Genomic DNA, 24,778 nt, shown 5'->3' on the forward strand with positions numbered 1-24,778 from the left:
AGGCACAGAGGTCTCATGTCTGAAGCAGTCGTCAAGGATAATCAAAAGCCCGTTCTTCATGCGCTCAAGCTGGCCTGTTCCAATTGCAGTCTGGCAGAACTTTGCCTGCCCTTTGGATTGCCCGATGCCGACCTCAGCCAGCTGGACCTGTTGATCGATCAGCGTCGCAGCGTCAGGCGAGGCGAGCATCTCTATCAGGCTGGCACCCATTTCGAGTCCCTTTACGCCATTCGTCGCGGTTTCTTCAAGACTCACGCGCTGACGGAAGACGGTCGTGAACAGGTGACGGGGTTTCACATGACCGGCGAAATCATGGGCGTCGACGCCATCAGTACCGATATTCATGCCTGTCATGCCACGGCCCTGGAAGACAGTGAGGTGTGTGAAATTCCTTTCACTCGTCTAGAAAACCTGATACGCGAGATTCCTGCGCTACAGCGACAGTTCCACCGCATCATGAGCCGCGAAATCGTTCGTGATCAGAGTGTGATGATGCTGTTGGGCAATATGCGTGCTGAAGAACGTGTAGCAGCCTTCCTGCTGAATCTGTCGCAACGGAATGCTGCGCGCGGCTATTCAGCCTCCGGCTTTCATTTGCGGATGACTCGTGAGGAGATAGGCAGTTTCATGGGGCTCAAGCTGGAGACGGTCAGCCGTACTTTTTCAAAGCTGCAGGACGAAGGCTATATCACAGTCGACAAGAAACGTGTCGATATCATCGATATGGAAAGGTTGAAAGCACTGCTGTCGCATTGTTCTCCGCGTAACGTGCTCTGAGTCCAGAACGACTTCCATCTAAAACATGTATTCCATTTGACTCATATCAAGAAAGCCGCAGCCGATTGACGCTATCTTCTGCTCATGAGTTCTGTCCAGGTCGGCAGAGCCGGGATTCTTCCCTGATCAGAGGTAGACGTTATGAAAAAGAACATTCTTCGCTCAGCCATTGCCGTCATCCTTCTCGGTGCCGTGATCGGCAACCCTGTCATGGCAGCCGACACCTCAGGCGCACATAACGGTCACGGCCAGGCGGTCACCTATCGTCCAGATGTGAAGTTTACCCTTCGCACGGACATTGCAGACGGCAGACTGGTCTTCATCGGTGTCGGCGGCAATATTGACGGCCAGATCAACCCCGACCTGACAGTGGCAGAAGGTGCAGTCGTCCAGATCAACCTGGTCAACGGCGATGGCGCTACTCACGATATTGCACTGCCTGACTTCAAAGTCGATTCAGACAATATTTCAGCCAAGGGCTCGAGCACAGCGGTAGTGTTCCGTGCCGACAAGAACGGCGAATTCAAGTACATCTGCACGCTGCCGGGTCACGTCCAGGCCGGCATGATCGGCAAGATCATCGTCGGCGGCGCCAAGGCTGCGAAGCAGGAGCCGAAAGGCATCGATGTATCCATGGATCCAACACAGGTTGGCAAGCCTGTGGGCAAGCGTGGACCGCAGTCTGTGACTGTCGACCTCGAGACCACCGAAGTGCTCGGCCAGCTGGATGACGGCACCACTTATCGTTACTGGACCTTTAACGACAAGGTCCCAGGCCCTTTCATTCGGGTGCGGGTTGGCGATACAGTGACCGTCAACATGGCGAACAAGGCCGACAGCAGCCATATCCACTCCGTCGACTTCCACGCAACGACTGGCCCTGGCGGTGGGGCAGCAGTCACCCAGGCGGCTCCTGGACAAACCAAGAGCTTCGACTTCAAGGCGCTCAACCCCGGGCTTTACGTCTACCATTGTGCCACGCCGATGGTGGCACAACATATTTCAAACGGCATGTACGGCATGATATTGGTCGAGCCTGAAGGTGGCCTGCACCCGGTCGATCGCGAGTTTTATGTGATGCAGGGTGAGCTCTACACTGCTCAGAAACATGGCACACAGGGTGAGCATGAGTTTTCACTCGAGAAGCTGCTGGATGAGCGCCCTGAGCACCTGACCTTCAACGGCACTATGGGCGCACTGTCCAAGACTCACAGAATGGAGGCCAAGGTTGGTGAAAAGGTTCGCATTTACTTTGGCGTAGGTGGTCCGAATCTGACCTCGAGCTTCCACGTGATCGGTGAGATTTTCGACAGCGTCTACAACCAGGGCGACCTGACTTCTCCGCCGCTGAAAAACATTCAGACCACTACAGTCGCACCGGGTGGCGCCACAATGGTCGAGTTCGGGACAGAGGTGCCAGGCAAGTACATCCTGGTTGACCACGCGCTGTCCAGACTCGAGAAAGGGCTTGTAGGCATACTCCATGTGGTTGGCGAGGAGAACCATGAGATCTTCAAGGCGCACGGGGACATTGACCCAAACTCTGGTCACTGATACCAACGTCTGATCACGCTTTCCAGCCCGCGTAATGCGGGTTTTTTTATGCGCTATGCCAAGTGTACGGACCGTCCTGAAACGGAACGGTTTGGATCAGGCGGCATTGGTGAATCAGACTGTCTGCTCAAACTGGGCGTAAACAACTCTCATGCCGACCAGGCGCCTAGCCGACGGTCGTGGTGATATAAACAATGTATCGAAGCAAGAGGCTTGAAAATGCAGATGTCGCTGGAGCAAACACTCGATAGTGTGCGTGAGAAAGATCCCCATCAGCCTGAATTTCATCAGGCTGTCGAGGAAGTCCTGTCAACGCTGTGGCCCTTCATCGAGAAGTGCAAGGACTATCAGAAGCAGGGGCTGATCGAGCGCTTCGTCGAACCAGAACGCATCATTCAATTCCGTGTGCCGTGGGTGGATGACGCTGGCAAGGTTCACGTCAACCGCGGCTATCGGGTGCAGATGAACAGTGCCATCGGCCCGTATAAGGGTGGCTTGAGATTTCATCCTTCGGTCAATCTCAGTGTTTTGAAATTTCTCGCGTTCGAGCAGGTTCTGAAAAACTCACTGACAACGCTGCCACTTGGCGGCGGGAAGGGTGGGGCGGACTTCGATCCGAAGGGCAAGAGCGACAATGAGGTGATGCGCTTCTGTCAGGCCTTCATGACCGAGCTCTACCGGCATATAGGGCCGGAAACAGATGTTCCAGCTGGTGACATTGGTGTGGGCGGCAGGGAAGTGGGATACATGTACGGCATGTACCGAAAACTGCGGAACGAAGTCACTGGCACTTTCACCGGCAAAGGACTGAGCTATGGCGGCAGCATCCTCCGACCGGAAGCTACTGGCTACGGTCTGATCTATTTTGTCGAGGCTATGCTGAAAACGAAAAACAAGGAAATAGCTGGCCAGAAACTCGCCATTTCAGGGTCCGGAAACGTCGCCCAGTTCACCGCTCACAAAGCTATCGAACTTGACGCGCTGGTGGTGACCATGTCCGACTCAGATGGCGTCGTTCACAACCCGGATGGCTTCACCATGGAACAATGGCAGTATCTGATGGAGCTGAAGAACGAGCGGCGTGGTCGCATCAGTGAGCTGGCGAAAAAGTTCAATCTCAAGTTCGAAGAAGGTGCGAAGCCCTGGCAATATCGCTGCGATATTGCCTTGCCTTGCGCCACCCAGAACGAGCTCGATGTAGACGACGCAAAAACGCTGCTCGATAACGGCTGTTTCTGCATCAGTGAAGGGGCCAATATGCCATTGACGCTGGAGGCCATCCATACGGTGCAGGAAGCGCGGATTCTTTACGCACCTGGCAAGGCCTCCAACGCTGGTGGCGTAGCAGTCAGCGGCCTCGAGATGGCGCAGAATTCGATGCGACAGCACTGGTCGGAAGCTGAAGTAGACAACAGGCTGCACACCATCATGTCCTGTATCCACAAGGCTTGCGTGTCCTATGGCAAGGAGGACGAAGGCGAGTATACCGACTACGTGACTGGTGCCAATATCGCTGGCTTCGTCAAGGTTGCGGATGCCATGCTGGCGCAGGGCGTCGTTTGAGACGTATAAGATTCAATGGAGACTGAACGCGATAGCTCAGGGCGCAAAATAAGTCCGGCCGCTGAGCTGAATGCAGTTGTAGCATGGTCAGCTGTGTATTAAATTGAAAACATAGATTTGAGATGAATTATAAAGTCAAAGTAGGAGTACAGTAATGCGAAGATCATTCAGCACTGTAGTTGTGGCAGGTTTTACCGTTCTAGCAGGTCTGGCTTCCGTATCCGCACAGGCTGCCGATGCAGAGGCTGGAAAGGCCAAGGCAGCGGTGTGTGCCGCCTGTCATGGTCAGGACGGCATCGCTACCATTCCGATGTATCCCAACCTTGCAGGACAGAACGCCGCCTATATCATCAGTGCCCTGACTGCTTACAAGAACAAGACCCGCACCGGTGGTCAGGCCGTCGTCATGCACGGTCAGGCCGCTGGCCTGAGCGAGGCCGACATGGCCAATCTTGCAGCCTATTACGCCAGCCTCAAACCAGGTGGCAAGTAAACCACGCTCCGTGATCAGATCAATGTCGACAGCATCAGGACAATGATGCTTCCCATAGTCAGGTAGGCATGGAGACTTCACCTGGCAGCCACATGTACGGTGGCCGCCAGGCACATGCTTTCCAACATCCAGGCTGAAAGCAACAGAGACGTATTTCTCGTCAGCGACCAGATCCACGCGTCGTGCTAGAGTTCAGTTTTGATTCTGGATGTCCCGAATGACCCCGACCAACACACCCGCTGACGAAATCCATCGTCTGGCAATTCTCGATAGTTATGGAATTCTCGACACACCCGTGGAGAAGTCATTCGATGATGTGGTCAGGTTATTGAGTCAGTTGCTCAATGTGCCAATTGCCGCAGTCAACCTCATCGCGGAGGGGCGGCAGTGGTTCAAGTCTGAGCTTGGACTGGGCACCCGCGAGATGCCACTCGACGATTCGATATGCAAATTTGCCATACTTCAACCTGGGCAAATGATCATTCCGGATACCAAGAGCGACGTGCGTTTCGAGTGCAACCCTCTTGTGGTGGGCGACCCCGGCCTACGATTCTATGCTGGCGCCCGGCTGGAGACGTCTGAGGGTGTCGCGCTGGGCACGCTCTGTGCGCTTGATGTGAAGCCCAGGCCGGCAGGGCTTACAGAGCAGGAACAGTTCATTCTCGACACGCTGGCGCAACAGATCATGAGTCAGATCGAGCTCAGAAAAGCCGTCATGGAGCAGCAACTGCTTTTTGGTCGGCAAATGGAGATTCAGCAGGAGCTTCAGGTCGAGCGCGACCAGAGTCGCCGGCTTCTGGAAGGCATGGACGAAGGCTTCGTCTTACTCGATAACGAATTTCGAATACGTCAGATCAATGCAGGCGCTTTAAGATTCGAGGCATTTACTGCAGAGGACATCCTGGGAAAGACGCACTGGGAAGCATGGCCAGGATCCGAAGCACTGCCGCTGGCGGAACATTATCGGCGCGCCATGAAAGACCGGCTGGCTGAAAGCTTTGAACAGCATCATGCCTTCGCTGACGGACGAAGTTGCTGGCTTGATGTGCGCGCTTATCCAGCTATCGATGGGCTTGCGATCTTTTATAGGGATATCACGCAGCGGAAAGAGGCCGAAAGCCGATGGCGCCAGACAGCGGATCGGCTGGAGTTTACCCTTAAAGCTGCCGAAATTGGTGATTGGGATCTCGATCTTGTCAATGACACTTCGTATCGTTCCTCGCGTCACGATCAGTGTTTTGGGTATTCGACGCCCATAGAACACTGGAGCATGAAGTCTTTTATCGAGCATGTTCACCCTGATGATCGAAACGAGGTGCTCAGCCGGTTTCAGTCATCGTTGGCGACGCAGACAGATTGGCAATTCGAATGTCGCGTGATATGGCCGGACGACAGTCTTCATTGGATTGCTGTTCACGGGAGTGTATATGGCTCCAATATCAAGCCCGAACGTATGAGTGGTATCGTTATCGACGTCACTGAGCAGAAGCGAACCGAGGAGGACCTGCGCCAGGCAGATCAGAAGAAGGATGAGTTTCTGGCTATGCTCGCCCATGAGCTCCGTAACCCGCTTGCACCAATCACTTCGGCTGCGGCCGTTCTGTCTGGAGCGAATATCGATACGCTGACGGTGCGGCGAACCAGTGCCATCATCGCACGTCAGGCGAAACACATGACGAGCCTCATCGATGATTTGCTGGATGTCTCACGGGTGACTCGTGGCAACGTCGAGATCGAGAAAACGGAGACTGATCTAAAGGACGTCATTACTGACGCTCTGGAGCAGGTACGCCCCTTGATCGAAAAGCATCGACATCAATTAAGCGTTCAGCTGGCACCGGCCACTGCGACAGTGATCGGAGATCGCAAGCGCCTCGTCCAGATTACGACAAACCTGCTTAACAATGCTGCGAAATACACGCCAGATGGTGGCGAGATCAGGCTGGTACTGGCCACCACCGCAGAGACTGTCGAGCTGTCAGTTATCGACAATGGCATTGGCATGAGTGCAGAACTCATCTGCAGTGCGTTCGAACTGTTTTCGCAAGGGCATAGAGGACTTGATCGTAGTCAGGGTGGGTTGGGTATTGGCCTTGCGCTCGTTCGTAGCTTGTTGGCGCTGCACGGCGGGTCCATTGTCGGGTCCAGTGACGGCCCCGGGCAAGGCAGCACATTCAAAGTCGAATTGCCACGAGCTTGCCAGACAGGTACATCGGACCGGCAAATGGCTCATCATGACATGCGGCAGAGCCAGTCTTTGCGTATTGCCATCGTTGACGACAATGAGGATGCTGCTACAACGCTGGCACTCTTGCTGGAAACCCTCGGACATCAGGTGCTGACGACTTACACTGCTCGCGAAGCACTCGATAGCCTGGACGCTTTTTTACCTGATGTCTGTTTACTGGATATCGGCCTGCCCGATATGGATGGTTACAGTCTCGCTCGCTCGCTGCGTGTCGCACCCGCCACCACTAGCGCTGTGTTGATCGCGGTGACGGGCTACGCTCAGCAGAAGGATCGTCAGGAAGCATTTGCGGCAGGGTTTGACGATCTTTTCGCAAAGCCAGTGGATCTGCCTGCACTCAATCTATATCTGGCGCAGATTGCAAACCACAGGCTCCGCACTCTGTAACGCTTCAGACCCGTCTGTTCTTGCCGGTAGCAGCCCGCTCCTTCATGTCAGACTGTATGTACACCCGATCGGTCGTGCCCATGCTGGCATGACCGAGATCATCGGCCATGTGCTTGAGCGGGCGGGTAGCAATATCCTGTGATGCACCTGTATGGCGAAGCCAGTGGGTTGTGGCATGGCGCAATTCCTTGGCATCGTTCTTGAAGCCATCGCTGACCATCTTGGCATAAGCGATATCGAAAGCATCCTGCACGAGTCTTGAAATTTGTCGACTGGTCAGGCCACCGCCGTTACGTGAGTTGAGCAGCGGCTCCTTGTCACCGGGGGCAGGGGGTTCTGGCATGTTGCGATACTCCCGGTAGCGCTGGATATAGGTCCACATCGCTTCCGAGACTGAAATGTCGCGTATCTTTCGGCCCTTGCCGAAGGCCTTGAACCACCAGTTGCCCTCATGGTCACGCCAGATATGTTCCCAGACAGGCACCCACTGCGTACGGTCTGATAGCTCAGAGATTCTTAGGTAGAGTGACTTCAGGCAGGCGATGATGAAGATCGTGCGCTCGAGCTCAGGCTGCTCCACCGCCGCTGCGCAGGTCGTTTCCAACACATAATCCCATTGCAGCGCCGACAAACGCTTGACCTGCTTCATCTGTGCATCCTTGATCAGATAGGGCGATGCCTTGCGAATGCCAGGTATCGGGTTTCCCAGGATCATGTCTTCCTGCACCATGTGATCGTAGAACACACTGATGGCGGAATAGGCGAGGGCGCTGCCACTATGGCTTGGCTTGTAACCCTTCTTCTCTTCAGCTGTAGTCTCGCGCGCAACGAAGGGCCGCCAGGCCGGGTTCACCGTATATTGATCAAGGTTGCTGTCGTAAATGAAGCGCTTCATTGTTGCAGTACCAATCCAGTGAAGCGGCGGCGAATGCAAAAAATCGAAGTAGTTTTCGATGTCCGAACGCTTGAGGTTCGACACTGGCCGTTCAGCGACGAGCCAGCTCCACAACAGAAAACGCTCAACTTCATTTCTGAAACTGGTGAAGGTTTTCTCGCTCTTGCGCGAGTAACTCTTGAGGAAACGCTGCGCTCCGATAAAGTCGTCCTTCACCCCCGGCATGGCTTCGATGAGCTTTTTGAGCATGGTCAGGCTGCCAGGATATTGCTCGAGCATGGTCAATCCCATCGGCAACTTGACGAATACGCGATGCGTATCGAACAGCGGCTTGGCGGTAAAGCTCGGTTCTGACATTCGGTCTCACTGTAATTGGATGGCTGCGGAGGGGGCAGGCAGACTCATTGTAGACGAATGCAGCACCCATGTGGCACTGCCGCGAACGATCCAACGGAGGCGCACTTGTACCACGCCAGGCTTCTGCGAAATATCTGGCCCCTGACAATGAGCATCTACGGCAACAACCTCAGTAATACGCTGCCAGGCGATCCGCGACAGAAAAGACTACAGTTCGTGTATAACTAACAATCAAAGACTGGCTCGAGGGACTTTTCGATGCCTCCCCCTGTAGCCGTGGTCGGTCTTGCTGATTAACCCGGGTCGTTAGCCTCTAGCAGCACAATCGCTTCAGTGACCAACAGCTCAGATGAAAAGGAGAGGGCATTTGCAGCTTCACGAGTTTATTACGAAGTCTATGGAAGCTATTTTGGTGGAGTGGGAGCAGTTTACCAAAACACTACCCCCTGGCCGACATATGAGCGTTATTGAGTTGCGTGATCACGCCGAGGAGATACTAGAGGCTATCGCACAGGACATGTCCGAGCATCAAAGTGATGAGGATCAGGAGAGCAAGTCGAAAGGCTCGGAAAAAAACGCCGCTTTTGAACCCTCTGCTCAAAAGCACGTCAGTACACGACTCGTGGAAGGTTTCGATTTTGATCAGATCGTCGCTGAATACCGGGCGCTGCGCGCCAGCGTCATCCGCCTATGGACGGATCAAATGCAAAGCGCGAGTATGGAAACACTGTATCAGCTCACTCGATTCAACGAAGCTTTGGACCAGTCGCTGACTTATGTCATCAAAGCCTATTCAGAGCAGACTGAAGAATCCCGCCAGGCTTTCGTCAAAGAGTTGCGCGAAAGCGATGAGCGCCATCGTTCCCTGGCAGACCTCTCTCCGGACGCGCTGTTTGTCAGTCTCGAAGGGCGCTATGTGTATGCAAACCCTGCCGCGGCTCATCTCCTTGGCGCCGAAGAGCCGCGAGATATCGTGGGACTGTCGCCTTTCGAACAGCTTGACCAGGATGACCGTCCGCTGCTGCAAGTACAGATGCAAAAAGTCCAGCAGGACAGTAGCGCCAGTGACCGGGTGCAATATTGCTGGAAGCGGCTCGATGACACACCGGTCGCAGTGGAGGTATCCGCGGGCCCCGTGAACTGGGGTGGGCAAGCCGCAGTACAGCTCATCGCGCGCGATATTGGACAGCGAAAACGGGATGAAAAAGCGCTTCAGGATGTGGCGAAGCACAAGGATGAGTTTCTGGCCACACTGGCCCACGAACTGCGCAACCCTCTGGCGCCTATACAGAGCGGCATAGACGCGCTCCGGCTGGCGAGCGATGGGCAGTCCACAGCTAGAACCCTGGACATCATGCAGCGACAAATGGGGCATATTATTCGCCTGGTTGATGATTTGCTGAATGTATCCCGGCTCAACCAGGGCAAGGTGAATCTGTGCCTGAAGGAAATGGACCTGGCTACAGCCGTACACAATGCCCTGGAAGCCAATCACTCTATCCTCTATGCAGAGAACAGGCAGGTATCTGTCAGTCTATCGACAGAGCCTTTGATCGTGATGGCCGACCCTGTTCGACTTACCCAGATCATTGGCAACCTCTTGAGCAACGCGAGCAAATTTACCCTCGCAGATGGTCGCATTCAGATTTCAACATTCAGAACCGGGCAGCAGGCAAGAATCTGCGTGCGCGATAACGGTGTCGGAATTGCGCCCGACAATATCAATAAAGTCTTCCAGATGTTCATGCAGATCGATGAAGCTCGCATCGGCGGCATGGGGATTGGTTTGGCATTAGTACGCAACCTGGTGAATCTGCACGGTGGCACGGTTGAAGCGCACAGCAAGGGACTGGGGGAGGGGAGCGAGTTCATCGTTTCCCTCCCACTACTCCAAGGTCAGGCGGAAAACATACCACTGGACAGTGAAAGCCCTTCAAAGCCCACTGACCATAAGCGCGTATTCATCGTAGACGACAACAAGGATGCCGCGGCCACGCTCGCAGAACTTATGACATTTCTGGGCGTCCAGGTGCGAACGACTTCGGATGGCAAAAGCGCGCTAGAGCTCATGGATCAATTCCAGCCAGACCTGATACTGCTGGACATCGGCATGCCCGAAATGGATGGTTGTGAAGTGGCGAGGCGGATTCGGGCCAGGGAATATGGGTGGACTATACGCATAGTCGCTGTAACCGGTTGGGGCCGAGAAGCAGATCGCCAACGTACACTCGAGGCAGGGTTCAATGATCACCTGGTGAAGCCCGTCTCCCTGAAAGATCTTGAGAAGATGATGGCAGCCTTGTGAGATGCTGACATACTCAGCTGCCTGCACCGATCCGTCGGACTCTGTTTGGCTCGCTTGCGAGCTTGCCGCACCCTCAGGCCGGGAAACGGTCCCGCGTGCCATTGGCAAAGCGAACTAACATCAACATGAGTGGCACTTCGACCAGCACGCCAACCACTGTGGCCAGCGCTGCTCCGGATTGCAGGCCGAACAGGGCAATTGCTGCGGCTACGGCCAGTTCGAAAAAGTTGCTGGCCCCGATCATGGCACCGGGCGCAGCGATACAGTGGCGAACGTTCCATAATCTGGCCCAGCCATAGGCGATACAGAAAATCAGCACGGTCTGGATGATCAGAGGCACCGCAATCAGGGCAATATGCAGCGGGTTAGCCAGAATGACCTCCCCCTGAAAAGCGAAGAGCAGCACCAGGGTCACAATCAGCGCCGCTGGCGTGACCGGTCGCAGACGCTTCATGAACACGCCGTCAAACCATACCTTTCCAAGTCGGGCGATCAGTGTGCGCCTGGTCAGATAGCCAGCTGCCAGGGGGATCACGATATACAGCACTACGGACAGAATCACCGTATCCCATGGCACCTGAATATCGGAAATGCCGAGCAGAAACACCACGATCGGCGCAAAGGCAAACAGCATGATCAAGTCGTTTACCGATACCTGAACCAGTGTATAAGCGGCATCGCCCCTGGTGAGGTAGCTCCAGACAAACACCATGGCGGTACAGGGCGCAGCCCCCAGCAGAATGGCACCAGCCAGATATTCGCTGGCGAGTTGCGGCGGAATCAGCGACTCGAACACTACCATGAAAAAGAACCAGGCGATGGCGAACATGGTGAAGGGCTTGATCAGCCAGTTCACGATAGTGGTGATCGCCAGGCCTTTCGGTTCCTTTCGGACATCGAGTACGGCACCGAAGTCGATCTGCGCCATCATGGGAAAGATCATCGCCCAGATCAGAATCGCGATGGGGATCGACACCTGGGCGTATTCGAAGCGTGACAGGGCTTCGGGCACAGCGGGCGCCAGTTGACCCAGCGCAACGCCGATAACGATGGCCATTGCCACCCAGACTGACAGGTAGCGCTCGAACAGGCCCATGCCGCCGGAGGCATCCTCCACGGGGTTGTAGTCGGTCTTGGTGGTCATCTGTGTCCTCTCAGATTGATCGTTGGTTTCTGCGTTGATCCAGGTCAATGCATGAGATGTCATGATGGTCTAGAACAGACCAGGCTCCGGTCATGGGAAAGTACAGTATGAAATACATTATTGTCATTTCGCTCATATTAATTCTTGGACTGCTGGCGTTAGGGCTACTGACAGTGCTGGATCGAAGCGCTGATCGTGCTGAATGGAAGCGGCTGACGGTCGCTACGCAGCCGAGGCCGTAGTCTGGTCGCCAGCGGCCCTGTTGCCTGGACCAGGTATCACATGGGCAGCCGTGGACGACGACACCGCCCACGTGACCATCCGCCACGGCGACCTCAGCCAGGCGGTAGACGTTAGGGTCGATAAAGAGGGCAAACCTGTCGCTGCATCGTTCCAGCGCTGGAGCAACGCAAACCCCGACAAGGTCCATCGCTTGCAGCCTTTTGGCGCCGTCATGTCAGACTTCCGCGAAGTCGCTGGCTATCGCTTGCCGTTTCATGTGGAGGCGGGCAACATGTTTGGCACCGATGACTATTTCCCTTTCTTCATAGCCAATGTGACGGCGATCCGCTTTCCAAAGACAGGAGGAACTGGCCCGTGAAGCAACATGCTGACTGAAATTCCATCCTGGGGAGAGATGCTTCGTGTGCTGGTCGAACTGGCAGGCACGCTGGCTTTTGCCTTGTCAGGCCTCCTGAAAGCGGCCCGCAAACGACTGGATCCTGTTGGCGTCTGCGTTGTGTCGTTTCTCGCTGCGTTCGGCGGCGGCACCTTGCGGGATCTTCTGCTGGATCGCCGTCCGTTTTTCTGGGTCGAGCACGTCGAGCTTCTGTGGGCCATGTTGGCACTGTGCGTCCTGGCCATGCTCTTCATGCGTCAGCACCATCTGGAGGTGACCGAAAAGGCCATCCAGTGGCCCGATGCGCTGGGGCTGGGCCTGTTCGCGGCCACGGGTGTTCACCTCGCGCTCAATGACCAGATGCCGATGCTGGTCGCGGTCCTGATGGGTATAGCCACGGGCGTATTCGGGGGCGTGCTACGCGACATGGTCTGCAATGAGACACCAACCGCCTTCAGTGACCATCAACCCTACGCTGTCTGCGCTTTCGCCGGCGGCTGGCTATATGTCGGCCTCTGGTGGCTGGGCGCTCCGGACTGGACTGCGCTGCTGGCCTGCGTCGTCGTGACGGCGGGCCTGCGCATTCTGGCCATATGGCGTAAATGGAGCCTACCTGCCTGGCGAGTCTGATTCCGATCTGCTGCCAGCTTATTTAAACGCATATAATATAACAGTATATGCTTATCTCTTTAAAATATATTAGCAAAGACTTATATTGAGAGGAAGCCTTTACAGGAGTTTCAGTATGCCAGTGCCATCGATCAAGACCTTCTTCGACGAACCGACCAACACCTTCAGCTATGTCGTGAGCGACCCTTCGACCAAAGCCTGTGCCATTCTCGATTCAGTGCTCGATTTCGATTATGCCGGCGGACGGACCGACACACGCTCAGCAGAGGCCATCATCGCCTGGATTCAGCTGGAAAAGCTCAAGGTCGAGTGGATTCTGGAAACCCATGTTCATGCAGACCACCTTTCCGCGGCGCCGTATCTCCAGGAGCGCCTCGGCGGCAAAACAGCGATTGGCGAAAATATCACTGTCGTGCAGGGGATCTTCGGCGAGGCTTTCAACGCCGGTACCGAATTTCAGCGTGATGGCAGCCAGTTCGATCATCTGTTCCATGATGGCGATCGCTTTCAGATCGGCGAGCTGCAGGGCTCGGTTCTCCATACACCAGGGCATACGCCAGCCTGCCTGACCTATCTCATTGGCGATGCAGCCTTCGTAGGCGACACCCTGTTCATGCCGGACTATGGCACTGCTCGATGTGATTTTCCTGGCGGTGATGCCCGCACGCTCTACCACTCTGTCAGGCGCGTGCTGTCGCTCCCGCCAGAGACCCGCCTGTTCATGTGCCATGACTACAAGGCGCCCGGGCGGGATCATTATCTGAACGAGACGAGCGTTGCCGAAGAGCGCGCCAACAATGTTCACGTACATGACGGCGTGAGCGAAGAGGATTTTGTCAGGATGCGAAGTGAGCGTGACGCTACGCTCGACATGCCGCGGCTGATACTGCCGTCCGTGCAGATCAATATGCGGGCCGGTCATATGCCACCGCCCGAGGAGAACGGAACTAGCTATCTCAAGGTTCCACTCAATCTGCTCTGATCGACAAATCCGGGAGAGCGTGTTGGTTATTCGCAGCAAAGTAGGGCGGGGCAGTCGATTGATGCAAGCCATGAAGAAGTACTTGCCGATCCTGTCTTGGGCGCCTCAGTACAACAAGGGCATGCTGGCCAGCGACCTGACGGCAGCTGTCATCGTGACCATCATGCTCATCCCGCAGTCTCTGGCCTATGCATTGCTGGCGGGTCTGCCAGCAGAGGTGGGTCTTTATGCCAGCATACTGCCGCTCATCGCCTATGCAGTCTTCGGCACGAGCCGGACCCTGGCTGTAGGCCCCGTTGCAGTTGTTTCGCTGATGACAGCTGCAGCGGCGGGGGCGGTCGCTACCCAGGGCACCGAGCTCTACCTGAGCGCAGCCATCACGCTGGCCTTTCTGTCTGGCTTGATGCTGACACTGATGGGCATCTTGAAGCTTGGTTTTCTGGCAAACTTTCTCAGCCACCCCGTTATTTCAGGGTTTATCAGTGCTTCCGGTTTGATCATTGCTGCCAGCCAGGTCGGCCAGGTGCTCGGCATCCCAATGTCCGGCCATAACCTGCTTGAGCTGGGGCGCAGCTTTATCGATCAGATCTCAAAGATTCACTGGATCACCGTCGCCATCGGCTGCAGTGCATTGCTGTTCCTGCACTGGGTGCGACGTGACCTGAAGGCCATGCTGATCAGGCTCGGTCTATCCACAGGCACCGCTGACCTGGTGGCGAAAGCAGGCCCCGTCTTTGCGGTAATCGCGACGACGGTGGTGACCTGGGGCTTCGATTTGCAACAGCAGGGGGTCAGCGTCGTGGGCGCACTGCCTGGCGGTCTGCCGTCGCTGATGCTCCCCGAGTTCGACCTCGGACTGTGGCAACAACTCTGGGTGCCAGCGCTATTGATTAGCATTGTCGGATTCGTCGAATCGGTATCCGTAGCGCAGACGCTCGCAGCCAAACGCCGGCAGCGCATTACGCCTAATCAGGAACTCATTGGCCTCGGCACCGCCAATCTGGGCTCGACATTCTCAGGCGGCTTTCCGGTAACAGGTGGATTCTCCCGCTCCGTGGTCAACTTTGATGCCGGCGCGGAAACTCCTGCGGCAGGGGCCTACACGGCTGTCGGCATCGCGCTGGTCACGCTTTTTCTGACGCCGCTCATCATGTACCTACCAAAGGCGACCCTTGCAGCGACCATCATCGTAGCCGTGCTGTCACTGGTTGATCTGGGTGCACTGAAGCGCACCTGGCACTATTCGCGCAGTGACTTCTATGCTTTGCTGGCAACGCTGATCACCACGCTGGCCAGCGGTGTCGAGCTTGGCATTCTTGTTGGGGTAGGGCTGTCACTCGCACTCTTCATTTATGACACCAGCCGGCCTCACAGTGCCCTTGTCGGCCTGGTACCCGGTACCGAGCACTTCCGTAATATTCAGCGTTTCAAGGTGGTCACAGACCCACGCGTCGCGGTCTTGCGCATCGACGAAAGCCTCTACTTTGCAAATGCCCGCTTCCTCGAGGACACTATATATGATCTCGTCGCCGAGGCTCCCCAATTGACCGACCTCATCCTGATGTGTCCAGCTGTCAACCATATCGACGCATCAGCACTGGAGAGCCTTGAAGCTATCAATGCTCGTCTGTTCGACGCCGGGGTCACGCTGCATTTAGCAGAAGTGAAGGGACCAGTGATGGACCAGCTTGGAAGAAGTCAGTTTCCAGCTCAGCTGTCAGGCAGGGTTTTTCTGACCACTTTTGCTGCCTGGCATGAACTGACAAGCCACAGTTTGCACCAATGAAAATGTCCGGGATATCCATTGAGCAGATGCGCACGAATGCGGGGGCTGCCGAAGCGTTATTGAAATCGCTGGCCAACGCCAATCGGCTGATGATCCTCTGCAACCTGGTGGACACAGAGCGCAGCGTGGGTGACCTCGAACAACTTGTCGGGCTGTCTCAGTCTTCGCTGTCGCAACACCTTGCCAAGTTGAAACAGCAAGGAATTCTGACCAACCGAAAGTGTGGTACCACCGTCTATTATTCATTGAAAAACAAGGAAGCCATAAAAGTACTGGAGCTTCTGTATTCGATTTACTGCAGTTGAGCAATGCTTGATGTTTACGGACTGAGGGCCGCAAGAAAATTCGTGTTTGCGGCCTCCTTCTCGTGGAGGCCGGGCGTCGTTCAGGCAAGGGCGGGCTCCCGATCGTCCAGGGATGCCGAAATACAGTGCTGTCTGCCCGTATACTGGTGTTCCTGGATTTTTTTGAACAGCGGTGGGAGGGTATCTAGTGGTCCTGTGCGGTGTTGTATTGTGTTAGGGCGGGTGTTGAAGACGTTGATAAGCGCTTAAAAGGTATTGCAGCAGCCATTCGAGACAAATCAAACCAGGAACTCATTCAGATATCCAGCGACTTCTTCGGGCTTTTCTTCCTGCAGAAAATGGCCTGCGACCACTTTTTCTACTCGAATATCTTCGAAGCATTCCTCGATATGGTTCAGGTATTCCGGGATGATCACCTTGTCCTCTTTGCCATAGATATACAGGGCTGGCATGGTCCAGCGGTGCGCAGATAATGTGGCCCAGCGTTTGGAATCGTCAGAAAATGTTCGATAATAATTTGCACCTGTACCCGGTGTTCCGGGAATGCGGTATGCACGCACGTATTCGGCGATGGCGTCCTCAGGGATCGATGTCTCCACGCCTTTGACAAAAGTGCGAATCCACACGTCCTCCTTGTCTGGAATCATGGCTTCAGCCAATCCTGGTATTTGCTGGAAGTGCTGATACCAGTAGGCCTCGCTGCTACCGGATCGGACCTTTTCGATCACTTCCTTGTTCCCCTTCAGATTGTTGATGATGGCGATGTTCATGATCACCATCTTCTGCACACGCCTGGGAGCCGCCAAAGCAATTTCCTGCGCCACGATACCACCCCAGTCATGACCCAATAGCTGGAACTCGCTGATGTCGAGCTTGTCCAGCATGCTGGTGACATCCTGAGCGAGCGCCTGCTTGAGATAATGACGTTGACCGTCGGTGCGTTCGCTGTCTCCCAGCCCTCTCAAATCGGGCGCTATGACGCGCAGACCAGCCTTCAGATGCCTGCCGACATACTCCCAGCAATATGAGCTTTCTGGCCAGCCATGGAGCATCACTACGGGCGCACCATCCGGTTGTCCGCCTTCCCGATAGCTGAAGGTACCGCGTGGCGTGAACAAGGTTTTAGGTTCGCTGAGAAACATGACAGGACTCCTGACTGATATCGGTTATTAGGCTGCAGTGGTATCTCGTGAAGCTGAGATACGTGAGATCGTCGGGTATGTGTCACGTCGCTATTTCCAGCTCAAGGTGATACGGCTTTGTTGTGCGGAACAACTGGCTAAAAGGAATGCAGGCTGAGTCGCGAACGTCTTCGTACCCACGACACCACGCATTTCCCTGTGGTGAGACAGCGGTAATATCTGAATGTGTCAAGGAGGCCGAATATGGCAGTGACCATCTGCCATATACCGTCGCATTTGCACATTTGACTTCAAAGGCGACCTCACGCAAGCACAGTTTTCTCCCGCAGTTCTATTGAAGCATATCTATGACAGTGCCACGGATTTCGCCATTTTTACGGTAGATGTCGATGGGATAGTCAGCAGCTGGAACAGTGGCGCTGAGACTATTTTCGGCTTTTCTGAGTTGGAAATGATAGGCGCAGATTCATGTGTGATATTCACGCCAGAGGACAGGGCTAACGGAGAACTGGCGTTCGAAATGAATACCGCTGCAGCCACCGGAAGAGCGGCCGATTACCGCTGGCATTTGCGTAAGAACGGCGAGAGGTTTTGGGCTGACGGCGTTCTGACGCCAATCCGCGACGATGTCAATGAAGTTATTGGCTACCTGAAAATACTCAGGGACATCACGGACAAAAAGCTGGCGCAGGAAGAACTCAAACGATTAAGTGCCACCGATGCGTTGAGTGGATTGTACAACCGTGCCTCGTTTGACGTCAGGACTCAAGAGATGATTTCGCTCTGCGAGCGTGGTGGGCATACGCTACACCTGTTGCTCATTGATCTTGATCGTTTCAAGGAGGTCAACGACACACTTGGGCACCAGGCGGGCGACGAACTGCTTCTGGAGGTCGCCTCCCGGCTGAAGAACGCAAGCCGCGAAAGCGACTTTATTGCACGCCTGGGCGGCGACGAATTTGGGATTTTGCAGCTGGGTATACGTGATCCATCCTTGGGCGGCTCCCTGGCGGCGAAAATCGTACATGCACTGGCGCAACCGTTCGGTATCGGCGAAACGGTCGTTGAAATCAGCGCGAGCATCGGCATAGCATCAAGCCCAGACGATAGCGCAGAGGCCAGCGGTCTAATGAGAAAGGCTGATATCGCTCTCTATAAAGCAAAATCTGCTGGTCGTAATGGCTACCAACATTTTACAGATGAGTTGGATCGCATAGCGCACAAACGGAATCAGGACAGCAATGCGTTGCGGGCGGCTGTCGCCGCTAAACAGCTCTCGCTAGTCTACCAGCCGATAATTAGCTGTTACACCGGGCAAGCCACGGCCATGGAGGCGTTGGTCCGATTTCCAGGTCGCCACCTGTCCGACTACTCCGTAGATTACATGATTGATCTGGCGCAAGAGCTCGGTTTGATATTCGATATCGGAGTATGGGTATTCGCGGAGGCTAGCAAGCAATTGATGCGATGGAAAAGTCTGGGCATCTCTGACTTGAAAATATGCATCAACACTTGCGCAAAGGAACTACTCCATAATCAGTATTTGACGTCCATTAGTGACGCCCTGGTTGTCAGCGGGATCGAGGCGGGGGACATCGACATCGAATTGACGGAGCGAGATGCGATTGATCTGGAAGGCAATGGGGTGCTGGAGGCGTTGGTCACCGCTGGCTTTCGTTTATCGCTCGATGATTTTGGCGTCGGCTTTTCCTCGCTGAGCTATTTAAGAACGCTTCCGGTGACGACACTCAAGCTCGACAAAAGTTTTCTGGACGGCGTGCCGTTACAAGTAAGCGCCAATGCGGTGGCCAAATCAGTGATCACACTGGCCAAGGAACTGAATCTGCTCGTGATCGCCGAGGGCGTCGAGGATAAAGTTCAAGCACAATTTTTAAATGCTCTACGCTGCGATGCCTTTCAAGGTTTTTTGTTCTCGCCAGGTATGCCAGAGTCGCTCGCAACAGAGTGGCTAATGGCAAATCGCAACAGCCATCCAAGTCATGAAGCGGTTTCACCTGCCCAGTAATATCGTTTGGCATACGCCAGAGAAAATCAATCAGGAGCTGGGAGCTGGTGCCGCAGACGGTATAGCCTGTAAGCTCGAAGACTTGCGTGGTGTAAAGCCAAATGTGGCTGGACAGCAGGAGACGCCAGGAACGGGACGATAACTTACACGCTGCTTGAGGGACATCCGAAAACACATGGTAGTACGGCAGATGGGGTGCGGCATACGGATTCTCAATGTCCACTAATGTTAATTAGTGGACACGGAATATATACCTTTAATGAGGCGGGTTTCAGTGCCGAAATCGTCAACGCGATTCGTGCGACCATATCGCCAAGCGCCCGGACGCGTTCAGATGCGCCAGAAACGTCTTGCCCAGCGCCACCATGATTTCGCGCGAATCCTCAGCGACTGGAATGAACCTCATTGGAGATATCAGACCCAACCGTGGATGACGCCAGCAAAGCAGCGCTTCAACACCTAACAGCCGGTGATCGCTCTTGAGGTCCATCTGCGGCTGGAGGTACAGCGCGAACTAATGGCTCGTCAGTGCGCGGCGCAGATCCATTTGCAGATTGCGGCGCTCCAGTGCTCTGTCATTCATTTCAGAGGTCAAAAATTGCACAGCAGTGCGGCCACTGGGCCTAAGGTCAGCCTGCGCACTGAGGCTTCGAAGTGGCGACCAAAAATCTTCAATGTATACTGAATGTTACTCAAGCACATAGGCACCGTACACTTGATCCCAGCAGTAAAACCGGCAGGAGGGGTGACATTCTGGCGCTGCCGTCTATGCTCTACTAAACCAGTTTAAAGGTCCACGTCGTCGGGTACGTCATGTCAGGAATCATGATTCGGTATTGCTGCCTCCTGCTGCTTCTAGTGACACACTTTGCGGCGGCCAACACCGTGATACTCGAAGACGGGCAAAAGATCCAGCTCGGCCAGCAGATTGAGTATCTTAAAGACGCTGATGGAATGCTCAGCATCGACCAGGTCAGAGCCCTGGATGATGCTCAGTGGCAAACCTCCGAACAGGACATTCTCAACTTCGGCTACACGAGCGCGACGTACTGGCTTCGCTTCAGCTTGAGCCACGCCGGCAGTGCAGCCGAACGCCACCTGTTGGAAATTGCCTATCCGGTTCTCGACCAGATCGATACCTTCATTTATCGCGATGGCGTCCTGCAGAATCATTTTGAGATGGGCGACCGCCTGCCCTTTCACGCTCGACCGATAGAGCATCCCCACTTCGTCATTCCTCTGGCTCTGCCACCGCACCAGGACACCGAGATCTACCTCAGGGTGCAAAGCAGCTCCTCGGTGCAGGTTCCCATGGCAATCTGGCACGGCGATGCGCTATTGGAGCACAGCTACGTAGAAGCCCTTGGACGCGCCCTCTTCTATGGCGCCATGCTGGTCATGGCGATCTACAACCTGCTTATTTTCGTTAGCGTGAGGGAAACCAGCTATCTCTGGTATGTGTTGCATGTTACCGCCACGCTTTTCTTGCTGGCCAGCATGCAGGGCGTGACGTTCCAGCTGCTCTGGCCTGAATCGACGGTCTGGAACGATAGGGTGCTGCTCGTTGCGCTCAGCGGCATGCTGAGCTTCCCATGCATGTTCGTCCGCAGCTTTCTGAAAATCCCCCAATCGCGTCCGAAGCTGGCCAGAGTGCTGCTAGTGCTGGGGGGGCTTGGCCTGGTAACGACCGCAGGGGCCTTTGTGCTGCCATACAGAATCATGATCGTAGGCATGCTGCTTTGCATAATCGTCGTCATCATGTGCTGTTTATGGGCTGGTATCGTGCGCTGGCGGGACGGCTTCCACGCAGCGAAATTCTATCTCTCTGCATGGATCTTCCTGCTCATGGGCGGCATTCTGGTGATCTCTAACAAGATGGGCATGCTACCAAGAAACTGGCTTACCGAAAATGCGGCGCAACTTGGTGCCGGGGCGGAAATCGTCCTGCTGTCATTCGCGCTGGCCTATCGCATGAATCATGAGCGACAGATGCGAAACCAGGCGCAGAAGGAATCCGCTGATGCGCAACGACGCCTGCTCGAACATCAGATGCAGGCGAACGAAGAACTGGACCGTATCGTACGCGAGCGGACAGAAGCGCTTGAACAGGCCAATGCCCAGCTGACGAAGATCAGTTCCACCGATGCGCTCACCGGTGTAATGAACCGACGAGCGCTGGATAGCCTGTTCGAACTCGAGTACAAGCGAGCCTATCGTGACAAGAGTCCGATCGCCATCATCATGATCGACCTCGATCACTTCAAGCAGATCAATGATACACATGGCCATCATGTCGGTGATCTGTGCCTGGCCCGGGCTGCCGAGATCATTCGAAGCTGTATCAGGCGGCCGCCTGACAATTGTGCGCGTTGGGGCGGCGAAGAGTTCGTGGTCCTGTTACCGAACACCGACCTCGATGGCGCCGTGACTGTGGCTGAAACGATCATCGCCAAATTCGCAGAATCCCGGGTCTGCCACGATGAACTCAGTCTGAAGATGGCGGCCAGCATGGGTGCCGCCAGCCACGTTCCCCAAGACGCTGCCGGACGGGAAGATCTGCTCAAGCAGGCAGACGAACTGCTTTACGTCGCAAAAGCCAATGGGCGTAATCGAGTCGAGTTCGACAACCCGCGCAAACGCACCGCAAATAACTAGAAGCCGAATTGCGCTACACACTCTCCGAGGTTTTAAGAATTTCGTCCTGACGGTGGTCAGGGATGATCGAAGCAGCGTAATGATGAATGCCGCTATGAGCTGCCGGTCATTTTGCTCGTGACAGTCGCTCTCCGGCATAGCTGCTTGGCATTGGCAGATAGGTGACGCGGTCGGAGAACGGAATTGACGAATACCAATGAGCAGACAGATCGATCCGCCCCCAGGCAATCAGGAAGACTGCCGGTCTGGATCGGCGTGGGCAGAGCCTCCGCCGGGGCAATCATCTTCAGTCTACCGATGATGATGACGATGGAAATGTGGTGGATTGGCTTTCACATCGAACCCTTCAGACTCATCGCACTCATCCTGTTATCACTCCCGCTCTACGTCGGCATTTCGTCGATGATCGGCTTCAGGGAAGAGAAGCACCTCTGGGATAATATCATCGATGTGCTTGTGGCCTATGCGCTTGCGTTCTGTGCCTCGGCCCTGGTGCTGCTGGCTTTTAGAGTCATCACCTCCGAAACTGCACCCGATGAAGTGTTCTCGATGATTCTGCTGCAGGCGGTGCCTGGCAGCCTGGGTGCCCTGCTCGCGAGAAGCCAGTTGAGTACTGGTCAGAAGGACCAGGACAGCCAGGAAGAAAAGTACACGGGTGAGTTGATCATTCTGATTACCGGCGCCCTATTCCTGGCTTTCAATGTGGCCCCCACGGAAGAGATGGTGCTGATTTCGTACCTCATGACGCCCTGGCATTCGATCGCGCTGGTCATATTTACAGTGCTGGTCATGCATATGTTCACAGTCGGCAGTGAGAGCCTGGCAAAGTCAGGCTCTGGAGCCTGGTCTGCCCATCGCAGACTATTCATTCGTTTCACAGCTATTGGCTATGTGCTCGCCTTTGCGGTCAGCGTTTTCATGCTCTGGGTGTTCGGCCGCTCGGAAAATGACAGCCTGCAGCATTTCATCAGTACAGCGGTTGTCCTGAGCTTTCCAGCTGGCGTAGGCGCAGCTGCTTCCCGCCTGATCATCTGAGACCATCCGATGGAGTTACAAACGCAATCGCATCAACCTTCCCCTACGCCAACCTGGGAAAAAATTGTGGGGCTGGCGGGGCTCGCTGTGCTCTGCGCGGGCCTCGCTTACCTGGTATGGGACGCCTTCACCGAGAAAACATCTCCCCCACAGATTGCTTTCAGCATACAGGACATCCAGGCTCTGGACTCGAGCCATCTTGTTCGTATCGAAGTCGCCAATACGGGCCACGACAGTGTTGCTGCACTGCAGATCGAGGGGGAACTGGAGACGGCAAGCGGTGAACCTGAGACCAGTACTGCGGAGGTCGATTACGTGCCCTCGCAGTCGAAGCGATATGTCGGCCTGTTCTTTCAGAACCCGCCGCAACGCGAAGCCTTGAGCATTCGAGCGCTCGGCTATCAGGAGCCTTAGCCAGGCAGCGCCTTACGCTGCAGCGAACGGAGGAACTGGAGCTTGCCAATGAGCAGTTGAAGAAACTCAGCCATACCGATGGCCTTACGGGCCTGTGGAACCGGCAGCGTGTAATGTTTCAGCGCAATTTGCGAGCCGCCATTGATACGGACCGCTGCTTCCTGAATAGGCATGCCAGGGCACGCAATGTTGCCGCGAGCTAAGGAAACGCTCGTGCCGTTTGCTGCAGCCTTTGAATGATCTGGTTCGATCGCTCGACTACCTGATCATTGACGTCATCGGGATAGGCGCAGCCACAGCCAGCATCTCCTCGGGAATGGATAGTTCGAATTCGACATTGCCGGTTGGGACTCCGGACGATAACGATAGATGTAGCCGCGCGCTTCAACCTCGCGACCTAGCGAACCGTATGGCTGCCTTGATAGCTCAGACAACGACCGAAGTTCTCCCAGCTTGGCTCATGGTTTGGGCTCAGCAGGAATGAGTCCCCCGACGACACATTGCGCGGACTGTCCCAGCCAAGGCAGTTCGCTGACTGATCTACTGCCACCTGATAACCGAAGCGGTTATCGCTGAACACATTGTCGATAAATCGATTATCCCTGCTGATACTGCCTTCCCAGCACTGCACCGCTTCGTGATCCTGAATTGAGCAGGTCAGAAAGATGCCGGCAAGATGATTATCCTCGATCTCGTTGTCACGTATCTCGTTGTGTTCGGCATCGGCCAGGTACACGCCGTGGGAACCATTTCCGGCAATGATATTGTTGCGAAAGACCGAGGCGGTCATGTATTCGACAGTGATCCCGGCGGCGACATTATCCCGGATGGTGTTGCCCACCAGGCTGGTCGGCCCGGCCCTGTTGAGTGAGATGCCGTCCCACTGCGCATCGCTGATATGACTGTTGGCGAGCAGAATGTCACTGCTGTTGTATTCTGTCAGCACACAGGCGCTGCGACAGTGTCTGACATCGAGATCCTGCAATGTGATGTTCGCACCGCGCCGTACGATGAGTGCACTGTTGCTGAGATATGGCAACGACGGGAAGAATTCGGTGGTGGACTCCCGGCTGCCGCGAATGGCGAGCGCTTCGATTCGAACGTTGCTGATGGTCCGGTCAGGCTCTTGATGGTGCGCATCGCCGATCACGAGCACTGGGCTTGATACACCCGCCTTCATTCGCAGGAAAGTCTTCTCCTTGCCCTCGCCTCGCAGCGTCACCTGGCTTCGGCGGATTTCAACCATCCCGTCGAGGTGATAATCGCCAGCTCCGAGACACAGCGTCTGATGATCGCCCTGCTCGGGCAAATTCCTGAACACTGCTGCGAGATCATCGTCCGGGGTGAGCTGACGTGTACAGGGAGGCGTGGCGGCGGCTGAAGCGAATTGAGAGAACATCAGCAACCCATTGATCAACCCGCTGAACAGCGCCAACTGCATACCTGACATCCTGAACTCCT

General features: G+C 55.1%; 21 protein-coding genes. 15 read left to right on the plus strand and 6 right to left on the minus strand.

Annotated elements, in window-relative coordinates:
• The first annotated feature begins 15 nt into the window (after positions 1-15).
• From fnr to ABD735_RS07730, 5 genes are all read left to right on the plus strand, one after another.
• A complete protein-coding gene (gene fnr / locus ABD735_RS07710; protein ID WP_344805010.1) occupies positions 16-777 on the plus strand; it encodes a fumarate/nitrate reduction transcriptional regulator Fnr in 762 nt (253 codons plus the stop codon).
• A 141-nt stretch (positions 778-918) separates the two neighbouring features.
• Positions 919-2,331: a copper-containing nitrite reductase gene (nirK, locus tag ABD735_RS07715; RefSeq protein ID WP_344805012.1), complete on the plus strand. Its 1,413-nt coding sequence runs from the start codon at positions 919-921 to the stop codon at positions 2,329-2,331.
• A gap of 219 nt (positions 2,332-2,550) precedes the next feature.
• Complete coding sequence (gdhA, locus tag ABD735_RS07720) at positions 2,551-3,894, plus strand: NADP-specific glutamate dehydrogenase (RefSeq protein ID WP_425548583.1); 1,344 nt, start codon at positions 2,551-2,553, stop codon at positions 3,892-3,894.
• 154 nt (positions 3,895-4,048) lie between these two features.
• Positions 4,049-4,387, plus strand: a complete 339-nt coding sequence (locus ABD735_RS07725) for a c-type cytochrome (protein WP_344805014.1) — start codon at positions 4,049-4,051, stop codon at positions 4,385-4,387.
• 217 nt (positions 4,388-4,604) lie between these two features.
• The gene (locus ABD735_RS07730) at positions 4,605-7,022 is read left to right on the plus strand and encodes an ATP-binding protein (protein ID WP_344805016.1); all 2,418 of its coding nucleotides are present in this window, start codon (positions 4,605-4,607) and stop codon (positions 7,020-7,022) included.
• A gap of 4 nt (positions 7,023-7,026) precedes the next feature.
• Here the strand turns inward: ABD735_RS07730 and ABD735_RS07735 are convergent, their stop codons facing one another.
• Positions 7,027-8,274, minus strand: coding sequence for a tyrosine-type recombinase/integrase (locus ABD735_RS07735; RefSeq protein ID WP_344805018.1), 1,248 nt, complete (start codon positions 8,272-8,274; stop codon positions 7,027-7,029).
• Positions 8,275-8,671: 397 nt separating this feature from the next.
• Between ABD735_RS07735 and ABD735_RS07740 the strand changes: the two genes are divergently transcribed.
• Positions 8,672-10,579 carry a response regulator gene (locus tag ABD735_RS07740; RefSeq protein WP_486303632.1) on the plus strand — a complete coding sequence of 636 codons (1,908 nt, stop codon included), beginning with the start codon at positions 8,672-8,674 and terminating at the stop codon, positions 10,577-10,579.
• A 73-nt stretch (positions 10,580-10,652) separates the two neighbouring features.
• Here ABD735_RS07740 and arsB read toward each other — a convergent pair whose 3' ends face one another.
• Positions 10,653-11,723, minus strand: coding sequence for an ACR3 family arsenite efflux transporter (gene arsB, locus ABD735_RS07745; protein WP_344805022.1), 1,071 nt, complete (start codon positions 11,721-11,723; stop codon positions 10,653-10,655).
• Between the two features lie 202 nt (positions 11,724-11,925).
• On the opposite strand from arsB, the gene ABD735_RS07750 reads away from it, so the two are divergent.
• The 5 genes from ABD735_RS07750 to ABD735_RS07770 all read left to right on the plus strand — a co-directional run bounded on the left by ABD735_RS07750 (position 11,926) and on the right by ABD735_RS07770 (position 16,045).
• On the plus strand, positions 11,926-12,324 hold the full coding sequence (locus ABD735_RS07750) for a DUF6544 family protein (RefSeq protein WP_344805024.1): 399 nt from the start codon (positions 11,926-11,928) through the stop codon (positions 12,322-12,324).
• A 6-nt stretch (positions 12,325-12,330) separates the two neighbouring features.
• Positions 12,331-12,972: a trimeric intracellular cation channel family protein gene (locus tag ABD735_RS07755; protein ID WP_344805026.1), complete on the plus strand. Its 642-nt coding sequence runs from the start codon at positions 12,331-12,333 to the stop codon at positions 12,970-12,972.
• Between the two features lie 115 nt (positions 12,973-13,087).
• Entirely contained in the window at positions 13,088-13,954 is an 867-nt protein-coding gene (locus ABD735_RS07760) for an MBL fold metallo-hydrolase (protein ID WP_344805028.1), read from the plus strand.
• 70 nt (positions 13,955-14,024) lie between these two features.
• On the plus strand, positions 14,025-15,740 hold the full coding sequence (locus ABD735_RS07765) for a SulP family inorganic anion transporter (RefSeq protein WP_344805030.1): 1,716 nt from the start codon (positions 14,025-14,027) through the stop codon (positions 15,738-15,740).
• 26 nt (positions 15,741-15,766) lie between these two features.
• Complete coding sequence (locus ABD735_RS07770; RefSeq protein WP_344805032.1) at positions 15,767-16,045, plus strand: ArsR/SmtB family transcription factor; 279 nt, start codon at positions 15,767-15,769, stop codon at positions 16,043-16,045.
• Positions 16,046-16,323: 278 nt separating this feature from the next.
• On the opposite strand, the gene ABD735_RS07775 is transcribed toward ABD735_RS07770, so the two are convergent.
• A complete protein-coding gene (locus ABD735_RS07775; protein WP_344805034.1) occupies positions 16,324-17,187 on the minus strand; it encodes an alpha/beta fold hydrolase in 864 nt (287 codons plus the stop codon).
• Between the two features lie 334 nt (positions 17,188-17,521).
• Here ABD735_RS07775 and ABD735_RS07780 point away from each other — a divergent pair, with 334 nt between their 5' ends.
• A complete protein-coding gene (locus ABD735_RS07780) occupies positions 17,522-19,213 on the plus strand; it encodes a putative bifunctional diguanylate cyclase/phosphodiesterase (protein WP_344805035.1) in 1,692 nt (563 codons plus the stop codon).
• A 286-nt stretch (positions 19,214-19,499) separates the two neighbouring features.
• Here the strand turns inward: ABD735_RS07780 and ABD735_RS20145 are convergent, their stop codons facing one another.
• Positions 19,500-19,721, minus strand: coding sequence for an EAL domain-containing protein (locus ABD735_RS20145; RefSeq protein WP_425548593.1), 222 nt, complete (start codon positions 19,719-19,721; stop codon positions 19,500-19,502).
• A gap of 305 nt (positions 19,722-20,026) precedes the next feature.
• Between ABD735_RS20145 and ABD735_RS07785 the strand changes: the two genes are divergently transcribed.
• The 3 genes from ABD735_RS07785 to ABD735_RS07795 all read left to right on the plus strand — a co-directional run bounded on the left by ABD735_RS07785 (position 20,027) and on the right by ABD735_RS07795 (position 23,317).
• A complete protein-coding gene (locus ABD735_RS07785) occupies positions 20,027-21,868 on the plus strand; it encodes a sensor domain-containing diguanylate cyclase (RefSeq protein ID WP_344805037.1) in 1,842 nt (613 codons plus the stop codon).
• Between the two features lie 183 nt (positions 21,869-22,051).
• Positions 22,052-22,903 carry a TIGR02587 family membrane protein gene (locus ABD735_RS07790; RefSeq protein ID WP_344805039.1) on the plus strand — a complete coding sequence of 284 codons (852 nt, stop codon included), beginning with the start codon at positions 22,052-22,054 and terminating at the stop codon, positions 22,901-22,903.
• Positions 22,904-22,912: 9 nt separating this feature from the next.
• A complete protein-coding gene (locus ABD735_RS07795; protein ID WP_344805041.1) occupies positions 22,913-23,317 on the plus strand; it encodes a hypothetical protein in 405 nt (134 codons plus the stop codon).
• On the opposite strand, the gene ABD735_RS07800 is transcribed toward ABD735_RS07795, so the two are convergent.
• Together ABD735_RS07800 and ABD735_RS07805 are read right to left on the minus strand one after the other, a co-directional pair.
• The gene (locus ABD735_RS07800; RefSeq protein WP_344805043.1) at positions 23,314-23,490 is read right to left on the minus strand and encodes a hypothetical protein; all 177 of its coding nucleotides are present in this window, start codon (positions 23,488-23,490) and stop codon (positions 23,314-23,316) included. The two genes, ABD735_RS07795 and ABD735_RS07800, sit on opposite strands and share 4 nt — an antisense overlap.
• 224 nt (positions 23,491-23,714) lie before the next feature.
• Complete coding sequence (locus tag ABD735_RS07805; RefSeq protein ID WP_344805045.1) at positions 23,715-24,767, minus strand: right-handed parallel beta-helix repeat-containing protein; 1,053 nt, start codon at positions 24,765-24,767, stop codon at positions 23,715-23,717.
• Between the last annotated feature and the right edge of the window lie 11 nt (positions 24,768-24,778).

The organism is Allohahella marinimesophila, from assembly GCF_039538005.1.
Taxonomy (GTDB): Bacteria; Pseudomonadota; Gammaproteobacteria; order Pseudomonadales; family Oleiphilaceae; genus Allohahella; species Allohahella marinimesophila.